The organism is Xanthomonas sacchari (assembly GCF_040529065.1).
GTDB lineage: Bacteria > Pseudomonadota > Gammaproteobacteria > Xanthomonadales > Xanthomonadaceae > Xanthomonas_A > Xanthomonas_A sacchari.
Genome location: NZ_CP132343.1, coordinates 1,001,566 through 1,016,705 on the forward strand (window position 1 = coordinate 1,001,566; position 15,140 = coordinate 1,016,705).

Here is a 15,140-nt window from a genome sequence, read left to right on the forward strand (position 1 = left end):
CTCGCGAAGTCCGGGCGCCGTTGTCGCTCAAGCCTCGCGCCGAGCCTGGCCGGGTCTGGAGACGGGGAACCCGGTCTCGATCCGGTCGCAGCGCCCCTCGGCGCAAGGGGTAACTGATTATAGCGGCTGCCACGTGCGGCGCTTGAACACGCGCCCGTGCCCAACCATCGACAGGGGGCGTGCGGCGCCCGCCCTGCTACCGTCATCGGTTCGACCGATGTGAAGGAGAGGGGAGAGATGAACCAGATCACAGTGCGCGGGCGCCGCCGCGTGGCCGGCCCGGTCTGCGGCCTGCTGTGCGCGGCCCTGGCGGCGGCCGGCAGCGCTGCTGCGGATGCCGCCCCGGCATCTGGGGCCGCCGCCGCGCCCGCCGATGCCGCCGACAGCGGCTACCAGTTGCCGTCGGCGCCGCTGCAGGCCATCGTCGATGCGCCGCGGCCGCCGCAGCTGTCGCTGAGCCCGCGGCGCGATCTGGCGGCGATGCTGCAGTTGCCCGCGTTGCCCGGCATCGCCCAGGTCGCGCAGCCGGAACTCAAGCTCGCTGGGCTGCGCATCCATCCGCGCACCCGTTCGCAGAGCCGCTTCGCCTTCGGCGACAAGCTGTGGCTGCTGCGCATCGCCGACGGCAGCGAACTGCGCATCGAGGGCCTGCCGTCGCCGCTGTCGATCGCCGGCATGGCCTGGGCACCGGACCAGCGGCATCTGGCTTTCAACCGGGTCGATGCGCGCAGCGGCGCCAACGAACTGTGGGTGGTGGACATCGCTGCGCTGCGGGCGCGGCGGGTCGCCGAGCGGCTCAACACGGTGTCCGGCGAGGGCTATGCGTGGATGCCAGACAGCCGCCAGTTGCTGGTGTTGCTGCAGCCGCAGGAGCAGGGTGCCGCGCCGCCGTCCGATGCGGTGCCGACCGGGCCCGCGGTGCAGCAGACCGCCGGCGGCGGCGCCACCGCCTTGCGCACCTATCAGGACCTGCTGAAGAACGAGGCCGACGCGCGCCAGTTCGACTATCAGTTGCGCGCGCAGCCGGCACTGGTCGATGTGGACGGGCGCCAGCAGCGCATCGCCTCCCCGGACCTGTACCTGTCGCTGGCGCCGTCGCCGGACGGCCGCTATCTGCTGGCGCAGCGCCTGCAGCGGCCGTTCTCCTACCTGGTGCCGGCCAGCGGCTTCCCGCGCACCATCGAGGTGTTGGACCGCGCCGGCAAGCCGCTGCACACGGTGGCGCAGCTGCCGCTGGTGGAAGGCCTGCCGACCGGCAACGATGCGGTGCGCACCGGTGTGCGCGACATCGACTGGCGCAGCGACGCACCGGCCACCCTGGTCTGGGCCGAGGCCCAGGACGGTGGCGATCCGGCGCGCGAGGCGGCGGTGCGCGACGCGGTGTTGATGCAGGCGGCGCCGTTCACCGCGCCGCCGGCAACGCTGGCGCGCCTGCAGTCGCGCTTCGCCGGTATTTTCTGGGGCCGCGGCGACCTGGCGCTGATCGACGAGTTCTGGTGGAAGACGCGCCAGACCAAACAATGGCGCGTGGCACCGGACAATCCCGCGCAGGCGCCGCAGTTGCTGGTGCAACGTTCGCAGGAGGACCGCTACGCCGATCCGGGCACGCCGGTGACGGAGCGCGATGCCGCCGGCAACCCGCGCCTTTTGATCGCCGCCGATGGTCACAGCCTGTTCCTGCGCGGCGAAGGCGCCTCGCCGCAGGGCGACCGGCCGTTCCTGGATCGCTACGATCTGGACACGCGGCACAGCACCCGCCTGTTCCAGTCGCAGGCGCCGTACTACGCGGTACCGCAGGCTTTGCTCGACGACAGTGGCCAGCGCCTGCTGATCACCCGCGAGACGCCGCAGGAGCCGCGCAACTTCTATCGGCTCGACCGTGCGGACGCGGAGCCGGTGGCGCTGACCCGCTTCCCGCACCCCACGCCGCAACTGCGCGACGTGCACAAGGAGCAGATCCGCTACCGGCGCAAGGACGGCGTGGAACTGACCGCGACCCTGCTGCTGCCGCCAGGCTACGACGCCAAGCGCGACGGCCCGCTGCCGATGCTGATGTGGGCCTACCCGGGCGAGTTCAAATCCGCCGACGCCGCCAGCCAGGTCACCGACTCCCCGTACCGCTTCAACGCGATCGGCTACTGGGGGCCGCAGGCGTTCCTGGCGCTGGGCTATGCGGTGCTCAACGATCCGTCGATGCCGATCGTCGGCGAGGGCGCGCGCGAACCCAACGACACCTACGTCGAGCAACTGGTCGCCGACGCACAGGCGGCGGTGGACGAGGTGGTGCGGCGCGGCGTCGCCGATCGCGATCGCATCGCCATCGGCGGGCATTCCTACGGCGCCTTCATGACCGCCAACCTGCTCGCACACACGCGCCTGTTCAAGGCCGGTATCGCCCGCAGCGGCGCCTACAACCGCTCGCTGACCCCGTTCGGCTTCCAGTCCGAAGAGCGCACCTACTGGCAGGCGCAGCCGGTCTACCAGGCGATGTCGCCGTTCAACTACGCCGACCGGATCAAGGATCCGCTGCTGCTGATCCACGGTGCCGAGGACAACAACTCCGGCACCTTCCCGATCCAGAGCGAGCGCATGTACGCGGCGATCAAGGGCAACGGCGGCACCGCGCGGCTGGTGATGCTGCCCAACGAGGCGCATGCCTACCGCGCACGCGAATCGGTGCTGCAGATGCTGGCCGAGAGCGAGCGCTGGTTGCGCACCTATCTGGGGCCGGCGCCCACGCCGACGTCCGCGCCGGCTGCGGCAGGCGCCACGCCGCGCTGAGCCGCGCCTGTGCCACGGCCGCACGTGCGTGCCGCCGTGGCGCAGGGCACTGCTGTGCCGCGCAAATGGTTCGCTTTGAAACCGTCGCGCAGCCGACGGGAGCGCGATCCCTTTTCGGTTAGGCTTGCGGCGCCCCCACTGCCGAGCCATGCGTTTCCCGATGAACGAGTCCCGCAGCAGCATCGCCTTCGCCACGCCCGACCTTCCCTTACGCGACGACGTGCGCCGGCTCGGCGCCCTGGTGGGCGACCTGCTCGCCGAACAGGTCTCGGCGCAGTTCCTCGACGAGATCGAGCGCATCCGCACCACCGCGATCGCGCGCCGCGAACGCGCCGCGCCGCTGTCCTCGCTGAGCGAGCAACTCGCCGGCCGCGCGCCGCGCGATGCCGAAGCGTTGGTGCGCGCCTTCAGTACCTATTTCCAGGTGGTCAACATCGCCGAGCGCGTGCACCGCATCCGCCGCCGCCGCGACTACCAGCGCAGCAGCGCCGACACGCCGCAGCCGGACGGCCTGCTCGACGCCTTGCGCCGGCTCAAGGCGCAGGGCGTCGGCATCGAGGAACTGCGCGACTGGTTGCCGCGCATCGACGTCGAGCCGGTGTTCACCGCGCACCCGACCGAGGCGGTGCGGCGCGCGCTGCTGGAGAAGGAACAGTTGATGGTGGCCAGCCTGGTCGACAACCTCGACGGCCTGCGCACCCCGGGCGAGCGCGCCACCGACGCGGCGCGCTTCCGCATGGCGCTGACCGCCTCGTGGCAGACCGCCGATTCCTCGCCGGTGCGCCCCACCGTGGAGGACGAGCGCGAGCACGTCGGCTTCTACCTGACCCAGGTGCTGTACCGGGTGATCCCGGTGATGTACGAGACCCTGGAGCACGCCATCGAGCAGACCTACGGGCAGGCGCTGCCCCTGCTGCGGCTGCTGCGCTTCGGCACCTGGGTCGGCGGCGACATGGACGGCAACCCCAATGTCGATGCCGCCACCATCACCGCCACCCTCGACGCGCAGCGGCGCGCGGTGCTGGAGCGCTATCTGAAGGAGCTGTGGCAGCTGGCCAGCCTGCTCAGCCAGTCGACCACCCTGGTCGCGGTGAGCGCACCGCTGCTGGAGCAACTGGAGCGTTACCGGCAACTGTTGCCGGAGGCGGCGGCGCGCTCGCGGCCGCGCCATGGCGACATGCCCTACCGCCTGCTCAACGACCTGATGCGCGCGCGCCTGCAGGCCACCCTGGACGACGCGCCCGGCGCCTATGTCGCGCCGACCGAACTGGAAAGCGACCTGCAGTTGATCCTGGACAGCCTGCAGGCCAACAAGGGCCTGCACGCCGGCTGGTTCGCGGTGCGGCGCCTGCTGTGGCGGGTGCGCAGCTTCGGTTTCCACCTGGCGCGGCTGGACGTGCGCCAGGAGTCCAGCGTGCACGCGCGCGCGGTCGCCGCCGCGCTGGACACGCAGGACTGGGACACGCGTGCTGTGGAGGAGCGCGCAGGCCTGCTCGGTCCCTACGCCAGCGGCGAGCAGACCCTGCCGGTGGCCGACGACGAAGGCAATGCGCGGCTGGACGCGGTGTTCGCCGCGCTCGCCGATGCGCGCGCGCGGCACGGCGCCGACGCGCTGGGCAGCTACATCATCTCGATGGCGCACGACCGCGCCGACGTGCTGACCGTGCTGGCGCTGGCGCGCCGCGGCGGCCTGGTCGATGCCGACGGCGCGGTGCCGCTGGACATCGTGCCGCTGTTCGAGACCGTGGACGACCTGCGCGGCGGCACCGCGACCCTGCGCGACCTGCTGGCCGACCCGGTCTACCGCCGCCACCTGGCCGCGCGCGACGACGTGCAGATGGTGATGCTCGGCTATTCGGACAGCGGCAAGGACGGCGGCATCGCCGCCTCGCGCTGGGGCCTGCAGCGCGCGCAGGTGGAACTGCTGGAGGCGGCGGCCGAGCTGGGCATCCGCCTGACCTTCTTCCACGGCCGCGGCGGCTCGATCGTGCGCGGCGGCGGCAAGACCACGCGCGCGCTGGAGGCGGCGCCGCGCGGCAGCGTCGACGGGCGCCTGCGCGTGACCGAACAGGGCGAGGTGATCCACCGCAAGTACGGCATCCGCGCGCTGGCACTGCGTTCGCTGGAACAGATGACCGGCGCGGTGCTGCTGTCGAGCCTGCGCCCGCGCGCGGCCGACGCGCGCGAAGACGGCTGGCGGCCGGTGATGGACCTGGTCGCCGAGCACAGCAGCCAGGCGTACCGCGGCTTCGTCGGCGATGCCGAGTTCATGCGCTACTTCCGCCTGGCCACGCCGATCGACGTGATCGAACGCATGACCCTGGGCTCGCGGCCGTCGCGCCGGCTCGGCCAGGATGCGGCGCTGTCCAATCTGCGGGCGATTCCCTGGGTGTTCGCCTGGAGCCAGGCGCGCGCGGTGATCCCGGGCTGGTACGGCGTGGGCAGCGGCCTGCAGGCGGCGGTGGACGCCGGCCACGAGGACGCGCTGCGCGCGATGGCGGCGGACTGGCCGTTCTTCCGCACCTTCCTCGACGACATCGCCATGGTCCTGTCCAAGGGCGACCTCAACATCGCCGAGATGTTCTCGCGCCTGTCCGGGCCGCTACACGAGCGCTTCTTCCCGCGCATCCGCGACGAACTGGCGCTGACCAAGGGCTGGGTGAAGGCGCTGACCGGGCAGGCCTCGCTGCTGCAGCACGACCCGCGCCTGGCGTTGTCGATCCGCCTGCGCAATCCCTACATCGACCCGATCAGCGTGCTGCAGGTGGACCTGCTGCAGCGCTGGCGCGCCACCGACGGCGAGGACGAGGACCTGCTGCGGGCGCTGGTGGCCTGCGTCAACGGCGTCGCCCAGGGCGTGCAGAACACCGGCTGACGCTGGCGCCTCACGGGCGCCGCCGGCCGCTGCCGCCGGCCGCCCGTCGCCACCCGCTTGCGGGCGGACAAAATTGTCCGATAATGCCGCGCATGGAGATGCGAGCCGATACCGCCCACCGCCGCCGCCTGTTGCTGGACGCCGCCGACGAGGTGTTCTGTGAGCACGGCGTGCTGGCGCCGCTGGAACTGGTGGTGGAGCGCGCAGGCCTCGGCCGCGCCACCCTGTACCGTCATTTCGCCGACCGCACCGAGCTGATGGCGGCGCTGCTGGAACGCGGCCTGGACGGCCTGGAGGGCTGCGCGCGCGAGATCGGCACGCGGCCGGACGGGCTGTTCCTGCTGATGTACGACGTCGCCGAACACATCGCGATGTCGGCGCCGCTGGCCGACTATTGGCGGTCGCTGCCGCGCGAGCATCCGATGATGGACGCCGCGCACACGCGGGCGATGGCGATCCTGCTGCCGTTCCTGCAGCGTGCGATCGCCGCCGGCCTGTGCCGTGCGGACCTGGGCGAGGAAGACCTGGCCCTGGCGATGGACATGCTCGGCGCCTGCCAGCGCGGCAGCGACGAGGCCGAACGCAAGGCGCTGGCGCAACGCGGTTGCCGGCTGCTGTGCCACGCCCTGGCCACGCCCGCGGCGGCGGCGGACTTGTGAGCGCCGACAGCGCCGCACGCCGACGCGCCTGGCCGTGGCGGCTGGCGCGCGCCGTGGCGATGCTGGCGGTGCTGGCCGCCAGTCTGTGGGGCGCACTGTTCCTGGCCTATCTGCCGCACACCGGCGCTGTGGTGCGCTACGGCTCGGCGCTGCTGTGGGCCGCCCTGGGCGCCGCTGCGCTGTGGGGCCTTCGCCATCCGCGCGAGTACCGCGTGCTGCCGCTGCTGTTCGCGCTCGGCTGTGCGGGCATGGGGGTGGGCTGGTCGGCGCTGCAGCCGCAGCAGAACCGCGACTGGGCCGACGATGTCGCGCAGTTGCTGGAGCCGCAGGTGGATGGGCACGTGGTGACCCTGCACAACGTGCGCAACTTCGCCTGGCGCAGCGACCACGACTACACCCCGCGCTGGGAGACGCGCCGCTACGACCTGGAGCGGCTGGCGTCGGCGGACCTGGCGCTGTCGTACTGGATGGGGCCGGCGATCGCCCACACCCTGGTTTCGTTCGGTTTCGACGACGGCCGACGCGTGGTGTTCTCGCTGGAAATCCGCAAGGAGCGCGACGAGGCGTTCTCGGCGCTGGCCGGGTTCTTCCGCAATTTCGAGCAGGTGATGGTGGCCGCCGACGAGCGCGACATCCTGGCGGTGCGCAGCAACGTGCGCGGCGAGGACGTGTACCTGTACCGGCTCAACCTCTCGCGCGCACAACTGCGCCAGCTGTTCCTTGGCTACGTGGCGCGGGCGCAGCAACTGCAGCGCACGCCGCGGTTCTACAACACCGCCACCAGCAACTGCACCACCATCGTGTTCGAGCTGGCGCGCAAGCTCGATCCCGCACTGCCGCTCGACATCCGCCTGCTGCTGTCCGGCTACCTGCCGTCCTACGTCTACGCGCAGCACGGCTTCGTGCCCGGCTACAGCCTGGCCACGCTGCGCGCGCGCGGCCGCATCGGCGAACGTGCCCGCGCGGCCGGCGCCAGCGCCGATTTCTCCACGCGCATCCGCGCCGGCATTCCCGGCGACGACCTCGCGGTCACGCCATGACCCTGCGCGCACGTCTTGCGCGGTGCACGGGCGCCGCGCTGCTGGCTGCCGCGTCGCTGCTCGGCAGCGGCTGCGCGATGGTCAGCGTGCAGTCGCGCAGCGCCGCCGACTACATCGCCACCCAGCGTGGCGACGTGCTCAGCACCGGCAGGCTCAGCGATGCCAGCCTGGAGACGCTGCGCGTGCTCGCGCTCGACCCCAAAACCTGCGAGGCGGACGTTCCGGCCTGCGCCACACAGCTGCGCGCATTGCAGGGGCTGGACCAGGAGCGGCGGCTGGCGACCCTGTCGGAGCTGTGGGTGCATGCGGCCAATGCGCGCACGCCGCGGCAGGCGGGGGCGCTGGACGATGCGACGCTGCAGGCGTGGCTGGAGGCCGCGCGCTACGCCTACGCCTACCTGTTCTATACCCCGCGCCCGGCCAGCGCGCGCGCCTTCGAGGATCGGCAGACCCAGGTGCGCGACTACTACAACTACGCCGTGCAGCAGGTGGTCGGCGAACTGTTCCTGCGCTGGCGCGCCGGCAGCGCCAGCGGTGAGCTGCACGACGACGACGCGCTGCGCACGGCCGGCTGGCAGGTGCGCGCGGACATGGGCAGCTTCCGCCTGCCCGGCGGGGTGGCGCGGCCGGACGCGATGCTGCCGGCGTCGACGCTGCGCTTCGATGGCCTGCGCAGCGCCTACCGCCGTGACGGCTTCGGCGCCGAACTGGTCGCGGAGATCGCGCCGGCCAAGGTCGGCGACCCGACCGCGGCGGCCGCCGCCAGGACCGCGCCGGACCCGCACGCGCCGGCGTTCAGCGAAATGCCGTATGCGCCGACCACGGTGCTGCTGCGCTTCGAAGGGGATAGCCTGGCGCAGGTACTCGACACCCGCAGCGTGGTGGTCGCGCCCTACGATCCGTACCGCGACGGCGAGGTCGAGGTACACGGCCAGCGCCTGCCGCTGGCGGCCAACTTCACCGCCGCCTACGGCCTGTGGCTGGCCCGCGCCGGCTTCGCGCGGCAGTCGCTGCGCTCGATGCTCGGCCGCGGGGATGGCATCGACCAGCCGCATCTGTACCTGATGCAGCCATACGATCCGGACCGACGCATCATCCTGATGCTGCACGGCCTGGCCAGCAGTCCGGAGGCATGGGTCAACGTCGCCAACGAACTGATGGGCGACGAGCAACTGCGCCGGCACTACCAGATCTGGCAGGTCTACTACCCGACCAACATGCCGATCGCCTGGAACCGCGCGCAGATCGCCACGCTGCTGCAGCAGACCCTGCGCCATTTCGATCCGCCCGGGCAGGCGCCGGCGTCGCAGCACATGGTCCTGATCGGCCACAGCATGGGCGGGGTGATCGGGCGCCTGCTGGTCAGCGATTCCGGCGACACGCTGTGGAACGACCTGATTGGCGCGCGCGCCGGCCGGCGCCCGCTGGACCCGCAGGCGCTGGCGCAGTTGCAGCCGCTGCTGCGCTTCGCGCCGTTGCCGGAGGTGGACCGCGCCATCTTCATCGCCGCGCCGCAACGCGGCACCACCTTCGCCGAAGGGCGGCTCGGACGCCTGGCCGGGCGCCTGGTGCGCCTGCCGGTGACGCTGCTCGATCGCCTGAACACCTGGCTGCAGGGGATCGACGGCCCCGATGGCGCGCCGGTGCGCGTGCCCAACAGCATCGACAACCTGCGCGACACCGATCCGTTCGTGCGCGCGGCGGCGGATCTGCCGATCGCGCCGGCGGTGCGCTACCACACCATCATCGCCCGCCGCGATCCGGCGGTGCCGCTGGCCGCCTCCGACGATGGGCTGGTGCCGTACCGCAGTGCGCACCTGCCGGGCGCAGTGTCCGAACTGGTGATCACCTCGGGCCACAGCGTGCAGGAGACGCCGCAGGCGATCCTGGAGATCCGCCGCATCCTGCACGCGCAGTTGCAGGTCGACGCCACCGCGACGCGGTAACGATGCCCGCGACGGGCGGTTGCACGCGCCGTCGTCGAGCGCGCCGAGGGCATCGCGTTGCCGCTCACTCCCCGAGGCGCGATGCAGCGCCGACGATCGCCTCGTGGCACACCAAGGGAACGCCTAACCCGTCGCCTTCTCCGCAGTGCCATATCCGCATCGCAGCGTCGACGCACCGCTGCGGTTGTGCCGAATTACGCAGGAAACGCGTCGAATCGTCCGTCGATGGTTGCCGATGACATCGTTGTCACGAAATTGCAGCCGCCAACCCGAACAATGCGCGCCGCCGTGAACACGATCACGGCCTCTCTCCCCTCCATGCCCGGCCTGCGGCGCGTTCCGTTGGCCGCGCCTACGTTCGGATTTTTCATGTCGCACTCGATCCATCTTCAAAAACGCCTGTCACTGGCGATCGCCGCAGCGTTGCTCGGTGTCGCGCCGATGGCCTTGGCCCAGGCGCAGGATGCGCAGGAGACGCAGACCGCCGCGTCCGACGCCAGCGCCAAGACCCTGGACAAGATCACCGTCGCCGTCACCCGCTACAACGCCGCGGACATGCAGATGGCCGCGACCAACACGGCCAACGTGCTGTCGGCCGAGGACCTGAAGTACACCGCCGTGCACAACATCGCCGAGGCGCTGGGCCTGCTGCCGGGTGTCAACGTGGTCAACACCGGGCAGTCGTACTTCGGCGGCGTCGACGGCGCCGCGCGCGGCGAGGGCATGTTCGCCTCGGTGCGCGGCCTCAACGCCGAGTACAACGTCAACCTGATCAACGGCGTCAACGTCGCCCAGGGCCTGCCCTACAGCCGCAGCGTGCAGCTGAGCCTGCTGCCGCCGTCGGGCCTGCAGACCATCGTGTTGAACAAGACCTCCACCGCGGCGATGGACGGCGACGCGATCGGCGGCACCATCGACTACCGCACCCCCAGCGGCTTCGACTACAGCGAGGCGATGGGCGGCAGCGTCACCGCCAGCGGGCGCATGGAAAGCCGTGCGCGCGACTACGGCGACAACGGCCTGGGCAAGGGCGCGGCCGGCGAATTCCACGCCAAGTTCGGCACCGACAACCAGTTCGGCATCTACACCAGCGCGTACTACGACGAGCGCCACTACGTGAACAGCGAAGTGGCCAACGCCGCCGCCTCGCGCGGCGACTGGAACAAGCGCTACTTCTCGCGCACCGACGCCAGCGGCCAGCCGGCGCCCGGCTACGATCCGCAGGACCTGCTGATGGCCACCGGCGCCAACATCGGCTATTCCGCCGGCGACACCACGCGCTACGGCGGCAACGTGTCCTTCGACTGGCACGTCGATCCGAGCCTGCAGCTGTACGCGCGCGCCACCTATGCCTACGCCAAGACCGAGCAGAACACCGGCTACACCCAGCTGGTGCCGGCCAACGTGAGCCTGGCGCAGATCGGCACCACCGGCGTGTACCAGCCGCAGATCAACCGCGTGGCGGTGCGCTACTGGTACGAGACCAATCCGGAAGTGGCGGACCTGGCCACCTTCCAGTTCGGCGCCGACAAGCAACTGGGCAACTGGACCCTGTCGCCGAACCTGTTCTACAGCTACGGCGACAACGATCGCCCGGACCACGTGGAGATTTCCGCACGCGTGGACCAGTACGCCTCCACCCAGTTCCCGTACGGCGGCGCCAGCACCTTCTCCGGCTACGACAGCGAAGGCTTCCCCAAGCCGCTGCTGACCCCGGCGATCCAGGCCCAGGCCAGCGACATCGGCAGCCTGTATGCGCGCCGCTACGGCCAGTTGACCAAGTCCTACAGCGGCCAGACCAAGGGCGGCGCCAAGTTCGACGTGCGCTACGACTTCGACCAGGGTGCGCTGAGCAACATCCAGTTCGGCGTGAAGTACGTCGACAGCTCCCGCGACTTCACTTCGCGCGACTGGACCAACAGCAAGTTCACCGACGGCACCTTGCTGCGCGACACCGGCCTGGTGGTCGGCCAGTACGACTCGGTGTATCCGGGCAAGTACGCGTGGCCGACGGTCAAGCTCAGCAACGGCGGGCTGAAGGCGATGATCGCCCAGCACCTGACCGCGGCCAGCTTCGACACCTGCGGCAGCCTGGCGATCAACAACCAGAACTGCGCGACCATGCGTGGCGACGAGGCGGTGACCGCGGCGTATGCGATGGCCACCTTCCGCACTGGCGACCTGGAGGTGATCCCGGGCGTGCGCTTCGAGCACACCAGCATCCGCAACACCTTCTGGACCATGCCCGAAGACGCCAAGGGCAACGAACTGCCCGGTTTCTTCAGCAGCAACCACACCAGCTACGACGTGCCGCTGCCGAGCGTGTTCCTGAACTACCGCCCGGGCGACGGCAGTGCGGTGTACCGCGCCTCGGTGTGGACCAGCTACACCCGGCCGGCGCTGGTGCAGCTCGGCGGTGGCGCCAACTACGACGTCTCCAGCGACGGCACCACGGTCATCACCGAGGGCAATCCGGACCTGAAGCCGATCAAGTCGCTCAACGTCGACCTGTCCGGCGAGTGGGACAACGGCCACGGCGGCCACGCGATGCTGGCCGGCTACTACAAGCGCCTGACCGACTACATCTACGAGAGCGGCTCGGATCCGGCCAACGCCGGCACCAGCACCGGCGCCGGCAACGTGCGCTACGTGCGTCCGCAGAACGGCGGCGACGGCAAGGTGCTCGGCTTCGAGGCCGCGGTGCGGCAGACCCTGCAGGGCATGCCGGCACCGCTGGACGGCTTCGGCATCGGCGCCAACGTCACCCGCCAGACCACCCGTGTCGACCTGGGCATGGACGGCTTCCACGACGAGCGCATCCAGAACGCGCCGGACCTGATGGCCAACGCCGAGCTGTTCTACGAGAAGGGCCCGCTGTCGGTGAACCTGGCCTACCACTACTCCGGCGAATACGTCTCGGTGTACGACTACTACAACCGCGGCGCGACCTGGGACGACCTGTGGGTCAAGCCGATCACGCGTGTGGACCTGCACGTGGGCTACACCTTCAACGAGCACCTGCGCGCCGACCTGTCGGTGGCCAACCTCACCAACCGCCTGAGCTACTGGGCGCACGTGGGCCACAACAGCACCGCGATCTCCGACATCGTCGATGCCGGCCGCACCGCGCTGCTGAACGTGAAGTACACGTTCTGAAGCGGGCGCTTGCGCACGCTGGACGTCGCCAACCGTCGCACGGCCCTGTGCCGCGCGGCGGGTGGCGCGTTGCCGGCATTGCTGCGCTGTTCGTCTGGCTGGCGCTGACGATCCTGCCGGGAATGGCGTGGTCGACAGAGGCGCCGGCGACGGTGTCGATCGACGGCCTGCGCCTGGACCAGGTGCAACTGCTCGGCTCGCACAACAGCTATCGGCCGGCGCCGACCGCGCAGGTACGGCGGCGCCTGCAGGCGCACGACGCCGCCGAATGGCCGGCACTGGCCTATGGCCATCCTTCGCTGCAGGCCCAGCTCGCGCTGGGGCTGCGGCAACTCGAACTCGACGTGGCCGCCGATCCGCACGGCGGCCTGTATGCCGCGCCCTATGCGCGTGCCGATGCGGCGACCCGTGCCCGCATGCACGCGCCCGGCGCCAAGGTGCTGCACCAACCGGGCCTTGACTACGCCAGCCATTGCCTGCGCTTTCGCGACTGTCTGGCGATCCTCGCCGCCTGGTCGCGCGCGCACCCACAGCACACGCCGCTGGTGGTGCTGGTCAATGCGGTGGATTTCGATCCGGTGCCGGGCGTGTGGCCGCACCGTTCCGCCTTCGACGCCAACGATCTGGACGCACTGGACCGCGACATCGCCGAGGTGATCGGGCGCGCGCACCTGATCGTGCCCGACGACGTGCGCGGCGACGCGCCGAGCCTGCGCGAGGCGGTGCTGGCGCATGCCTGGCCGCGGGTGGCGCAGGCACGTGGCCACTTGCTGTTCGTGCTCGACGGCAATCCACGGCACGAGGCGCTGTATCGCCAGGCGCATCCGTCGCTGCGCGGTCGCATGATGTTCGGCTGGTATGCGCCGGACCAGCCGGAGGCGGCGGTGCTGTCGATCGAGGATCCGCTGGCCGAGGCGCCGCGGATCCGCGCGCTGGTGACGCAGGGCTTCGTGGTGCGCACCCGCGCCGATGTCGACGGCCGCGAGGCGCGCGCGCACGACCGCCGCCGCGCACAGGCGGCAGTGGATGCCGGCGCGCAATGGATCAGCACCGATTACTACGCCGGCGCGCCGGATCCGCAGCGGCTGGGCTATTGGCTCGGCATCGCCACGGGCCTGCACTGCGACCGGGTCACGGCCGCGTGCGGCACGAGCGCACCGTGAGACTTTCCATGTTGGGGACGATGATGAAAACAGGTACGCGTTGGATGCTGTGGGTCGTGCTGCTGGTGGCGGCATTGGGCGCGCAGGCGCGGTCGGCGCCCAAGGCCGCGCCCGCGCTGCAGGTGGAAAAGGTGTGGATGCTGTTCCGCCACGGCGTGCGCGCGCCGCTGCCGGGCGAGGCCGCGGCCGCCGCGTTGGCGCCGCAGCCCTGGCCGGTGTGGGACACGCCGCCGAGCCTGCTCACCGCGCATGGCCGCACCGCGGTGGAGCGCAGCGGCGACTACACCCGGCAATGGCTGCTGCGCGATGGCGTGCTGCCGGCGCAGGGCTGCCCTGCGGACGGTACGGTCAGCATCTACGCCAACACCGACCAGCGCACCATCGTCAGCGCGCAGTTGCTCGCCGACACGCTGGCGCCCGGCTGTCATCTGCAGGCCGGCCACCAAGCCGAAGGCAGCGACGACCCGCTGTTCCGCCCGGTGGAAGCCGGCGCGGTGGAGTTCGATGCCGCCGCTGCGGTGGCCTCGATCCAGCGCCAGACCGGTGGCCCGGGCGCGGTGCTGGCGCCGTATGCGCACGAACTGCGCACCATGCAGGAGATCCTCGGCTGCGCGGAGCGCTGCGACTTCGTGCACATGCCCTCGTCGCTGACCGCAGGCGAGAACGGGCGCAGCCTGGCGTTGCACGGGCCGCTGGATCTGACCTCGGGCACGGCCGAGGTGTTCATCCTGCAGTACGCCGAAGGCATGCCGCTGGACCAGGTCGGCTGGGGCCGCGCGACGCCGGCACGCATCGCCGCGGTGTCGCGACTGCATGCCTTGCTGTTCGAGATCTACGCACGGCCGCAGTACATGGCCGCGCGCGCGGGCGCGCCGCTGGCGCACCGCCTGCTGGACACGCTGGGCGCGGCCGACGCGCCGCGGCTGAGCGTGCTGGTCGCCAGCGACACCCACATCGCCGCGCTCAGCGGACTGCTCGACCTGCACTTCCATCTGCCCGGCTTCGGCCGTGACGACGCGCCCCCGGGCGGCGCGCTGGTGGTGGAGCAGGTGCGCGATGCACGCAACGGCCAGCGCTACGTGCGCGTGCGGTACCAGGCGCAGTCGCTGGATCAACTGCGCGCGCTGACTCCGTTGAGCCTGCGCCACCCGCCGCTGCTGCAGACGCTGCAGATTCCGGGTTGCAGCGACGCCACGACCGGGCTGTGTCCGCTGCCGAAGTTCGAGTCGCTGCTGCAGGCGGCGCTGCAACGGCGTGGCTGAGCAGGCGCGAAGCTCGTTTGATCTCCTGCTCCTCGTAGGAGCGGCTTCAGCCGCGACAGGTTTTCCCCGGAATACCCGTCGCGGCTGAAGCCGCTCCTACGACGGGCGGTGCGCCGACGCGTGGATGGATGACGCGTTGCCGGCATTGCGATGCCGTGTCCTTTGCTCGCGGCGACAGCGATGCGCCGCTGATCCTGTAGGAGCGGCTTCAGCCGCGACAGGCCGTCGTCGTAACGCCCAGCCACGGCGGCGGTGTCG

Annotated in this window: 9 protein-coding genes and 1 riboswitch; of the genes, 8 read left to right on the forward strand and 1 reads right to left on the reverse strand. The window is 71.0% G+C overall.

What is annotated here, in order from left to right; all coding sequences use genetic code 11:
- Nucleotides 1-5: 5 nt before the first annotated feature.
- A riboswitch (S-adenosyl-L-homocysteine riboswitch) is annotated at nucleotides 6-105 on the reverse strand.
- A gap of 132 nt (nucleotides 106-237) precedes the next feature.
- The 5 genes from RAB71_RS04315 (at nucleotide 238) to RAB71_RS04335 (ending at nucleotide 9,301) form a co-directional block, all read left to right on the forward strand.
- A complete protein-coding gene (locus RAB71_RS04315) occupies nucleotides 238-2,781 on the forward strand; it encodes a prolyl oligopeptidase family serine peptidase (RefSeq protein WP_052471021.1) in 2,544 nt (847 codons plus the stop codon).
- Nucleotides 2,782-2,941: 160 nt separating this feature from the next.
- Entirely contained in the window at nucleotides 2,942-5,656 is a 2,715-nt protein-coding gene (gene ppc, locus RAB71_RS04320) for a phosphoenolpyruvate carboxylase (protein ID WP_010342177.1), read from the forward strand.
- Nucleotides 5,657-5,739: 83 nt separating this feature from the next.
- A complete protein-coding gene (locus tag RAB71_RS04325; RefSeq protein WP_010342178.1) occupies nucleotides 5,740-6,315 on the forward strand; it encodes a TetR/AcrR family transcriptional regulator in 576 nt (191 codons plus the stop codon).
- Nucleotides 6,316-6,374: 59 nt separating this feature from the next.
- Entirely contained in the window at nucleotides 6,375-7,355 is a 981-nt protein-coding gene (locus RAB71_RS04330; RefSeq protein ID WP_052471043.1) for a DUF4105 domain-containing protein, read from the forward strand.
- Nucleotides 7,356-7,357: 2 nt separating this feature from the next.
- A complete protein-coding gene (locus RAB71_RS04335) occupies nucleotides 7,358-9,301 on the forward strand; it encodes an alpha/beta fold hydrolase (protein WP_167397495.1) in 1,944 nt (647 codons plus the stop codon).
- 194 nt (nucleotides 9,302-9,495) lie between these two features.
- On the opposite strand, the gene RAB71_RS04340 is transcribed toward RAB71_RS04335, so the two are convergent.
- The gene (locus tag RAB71_RS04340; protein WP_156148527.1) at nucleotides 9,496-9,672 is read right to left on the reverse strand and encodes a hypothetical protein; all 177 of its coding nucleotides are present in this window, start codon (nucleotides 9,670-9,672) and stop codon (nucleotides 9,496-9,498) included.
- On the opposite strand from RAB71_RS04340, the gene RAB71_RS04345 reads away from it, so the two are divergent.
- The 3 genes from RAB71_RS04345 (at nucleotide 9,671) to RAB71_RS04355 (ending at nucleotide 14,882) form a co-directional block, all read left to right on the forward strand.
- Nucleotides 9,671-12,457, forward strand: a complete 2,787-nt coding sequence (locus tag RAB71_RS04345; protein ID WP_029561984.1) for a TonB-dependent receptor — start codon at nucleotides 9,671-9,673, stop codon at nucleotides 12,455-12,457. The genes RAB71_RS04340 and RAB71_RS04345 overlap by 2 nt on opposite strands.
- A gap of 122 nt (nucleotides 12,458-12,579) precedes the next feature.
- Entirely contained in the window at nucleotides 12,580-13,620 is a 1,041-nt protein-coding gene (locus tag RAB71_RS04350; protein WP_234006609.1) for a Ca2+-dependent phosphoinositide-specific phospholipase C, read from the forward strand.
- Nucleotides 13,621-13,664: 44 nt separating this feature from the next.
- A complete protein-coding gene (locus RAB71_RS04355; protein WP_010342183.1) occupies nucleotides 13,665-14,882 on the forward strand; it encodes a histidine-type phosphatase in 1,218 nt (405 codons plus the stop codon).
- Nucleotides 14,883-15,140: the final 258 nt, after the last annotated feature.

Bases quoted from the DNA above. Each gene is read 5' to 3' on its own strand.
- RAB71_RS04330 (WP_052471043.1), top strand. From the start codon at position 6,375: ATGCTGGCGGTGCTGGCCGCCAGTCTGTGGGGCGCACTGTTCCTGGCC.
- ppc (WP_010342177.1), top strand. From the start codon at position 2,942: ATGAACGAGTCCCGCAGCAGCATCGCCTTCGCCACGCCCGACCTTCCC.
- RAB71_RS04325 (WP_010342178.1), top strand. From the start codon at position 5,740: ATGCCGCGCATGGAGATGCGAGCCGATACCGCCCACCGCCGCCGCCTG.
- RAB71_RS04345 (WP_029561984.1), top strand. From the start codon at position 9,671: ATGTCGCACTCGATCCATCTTCAAAAACGCCTGTCACTGGCGATCGCC.
- RAB71_RS04340 (WP_156148527.1), bottom strand. From the start codon at position 9,672: ATGAAAAATCCGAACGTAGGCGCGGCCAACGGAACGCGCCGCAGGCCG.
- RAB71_RS04355 (WP_010342183.1), top strand. From the start codon at position 13,665: ATGCTGTGGGTCGTGCTGCTGGTGGCGGCATTGGGCGCGCAGGCGCGG.
- RAB71_RS04315 (WP_052471021.1), top strand. From the start codon at position 238: ATGAACCAGATCACAGTGCGCGGGCGCCGCCGCGTGGCCGGCCCGGTC.
- RAB71_RS04350 (WP_234006609.1), top strand. From the start codon at position 12,580: ATGGCGTGGTCGACAGAGGCGCCGGCGACGGTGTCGATCGACGGCCTG.